This is a genomic window from Oribacterium sp. P6A1, from assembly GCF_000702885.1.
GTDB lineage: Bacteria > Bacillota > Clostridia > Lachnospirales > Lachnospiraceae > Oribacterium.
Window position 1 is genome coordinate 1 of the sequence record NZ_JNKO01000080.1, and the last position, 2,265, is coordinate 2,265.

At 38.3% G+C, this 2,265-nt stretch carries 3 protein-coding genes; 2 read left to right on the top strand and 1 reads right to left on the bottom strand.

All coding sequences use genetic code 11. From position 1 onward, the window contains the following. The coding region (locus T515_RS16045; protein WP_036613554.1) for a helix-turn-helix domain-containing protein at positions 1-223 on the bottom strand (223 nt) is incomplete at its 3' end. Between the two features lie 981 nt (positions 224-1,204). Here T515_RS16045 and T515_RS16050 point away from each other — a divergent pair. Beyond that, complete coding sequence (locus T515_RS16050) at positions 1,205-1,954, top strand: XRE family transcriptional regulator (protein ID WP_036613555.1); 750 nt, start codon at positions 1,205-1,207, stop codon at positions 1,952-1,954. 79 nt (positions 1,955-2,033) lie between these two features. Continuing rightward, positions 2,034-2,228, top strand: coding sequence for a helix-turn-helix domain-containing protein (locus T515_RS18580; RefSeq protein WP_051671831.1), 195 nt, complete (start codon positions 2,034-2,036; stop codon positions 2,226-2,228). Positions 2,229-2,265 lie beyond the last annotated feature (37 nt).

The following is a 2,265-nucleotide window of genomic DNA, read 5'->3' on the forward strand; positions in this document are numbered from 1 at the left end:
TGCCAAGTAAAATATAGTCGGTAGTACTGTTCAGTATCTTGGCAATACAGACCGCCTGAAAAGCAGAAATATCTCTTCGATTAGTCTCATAGGATGATATGCTGCTTCTATCATTAAGTCCTAATTCTTCGGCAAGTTCATCCTGAGTCATATCAGCCTGCTCTCTCAGGAACTTGATTCTTCCACCTACTGTTGTCAAGTCAATGTTTTTTGATTTTCTCATATTTATACTCCTTTTCTCTGAAACTCAGAGCGAAAGGAATATGTGTTTTTTAGGCGAGAACAAAAATCATGCAAGGATAATCCCTGTCGATCTGGTTTCGATTGTGTCTCCAACAGGACTTTTGTTCTCTAAATAAATTATGCGAGGGGATTTCTCAGATAACTCCAAAAAAATAAGACGCAGAAAAGAACTCAGCCTCAGCTGGTTTTCTTTTCATGCGTCTTTAGGATGGCTATGTGCCCGGCTAAAATATCTTCTCCGGAGTCTCCAGTATCATGATGACCATTCATTCAGTTTTCTTAATATCAGAGGTAGTACTTGTTGTCCTTCATTCCTTCAGTAATATTCTTTTCAGTATACTTTTTGAAAGCCATAACTTTCGTACAACAAGGACATTTCATGATTATGTTGGGCAACAACGGAGAATCCGGGGACCCTGTTAACTCATAAGCCATATGCAGAAACTTTCTGCAGCGCCTGCAATACAAATCTACTCTATTACTATCCTTAACCAATATGTTCAATCCCCTCTTTCCCAATGTACAAATACGTGTGATTTGCAGCTGAGAGGGATAAGGGAGAACCTTCTCAATTTTTTATATCCAAAATGCGGTAGCGAAAACATCCCGGATCATACTTTTATTTGTTGGAACACAGCAACTAAGCTGCTATCCTGGAAGGGGACCGACCAACTATAATCCAGCTGATCAATCCCTCACTCTGACATGAATGATTACTCTCTCCATACGTTAAACCTCCCACTCATAAGTTTATGATTTTAATGCTTCGAAGCGGTACCATTGTATTGATTCACGTAGTACCTATCACTTCCCTGTGAAGATAATATTATGATAATTCCAATTAATTTGGTTGTCAGTAGTCGTTTGTGTCTATTTATACCAATTAGTTTGTATTTATGTTCCTATAGTGGTACACTATGTACATCAGTTGATAATCAAGCCATTAGAAAGAGGTAACATAATGAGAGACATAGGAAAGCTCTTATCCACATATCGCAAGAAATCAGGACTTACCCAGCAACAGCTGGCAGAAGAATTGAAAGAAAATGGGGTTGAAATAGGATACAGATCCATATCGACATGGGAGCAAAATGTCTGCGAACCAAGCGTCACTGTATTCCTTTACATTTGTAAGATATTAAATATTCCTGATGTAATGGAAGCATATTTTGGAGAGAATAAAAGTAATCCACTAAATAATTTGAATGAAAAAGGCCTTAGCAAGGTAGCTGACTATGTATCACTCCTGGAAGGCTTTAATAAAGGCGAATACCTTAAAGAAAGATCTGTGGACTATGGTCATCCCAAAAATATAGTTGATTTTGTATGCTATGATTCAATGCCTAAGTACATACGAATTTATGATACCCGTGTTTCTGCAGGTAATGGTAATTTTCTTGACGGCAGCGGGTACGATGAAGTTGACAGGATGGAATATAATGTTCCGGATGGAGCAGATTTTGGAGTTCGTATCACTGGTGACAGTATGACTCCAAGATATGCTGATGGACAGATAGTATGGGTTCGTCGTCAGGACACCCTGGAAGACAGCCAGATTGGCATTTTCGAACTTAATGGAGAATGTTTCTGTAAAATGTTGAGCTTAAAGGATAATGCAGCACAGCTTATTTCCATTAATAGCGAAAAATATAACCCGAAGATCGTTCGTGAATCAGATTCATTCCGGACATTCGGGCGTGTGATCAATTAAAAACTATCGATACCTTGGGGCTGAACGGTTTTCAAAACCAAACCAGCACCAGCCCCTGAGATAATATTTTGAGGTACATATGCTAGTAAAGAACAATTTACAAAACACCCGGGAAAGTAAGGGCCTTACCCAAAAAGAAGTAGCGGATGCACTTTGTATAAGCAAAGATTCCCTTTCCAGATATGAACGCGGCATACAGGATCCCAGGCTTGATATAGCGATAAAACTTAGTCAGTTTTATGAAGTCACTATGGAACAACTTTATAAAATATGATTATTATGTTTTTGCTTAAATTTTATTTCATTTTTGC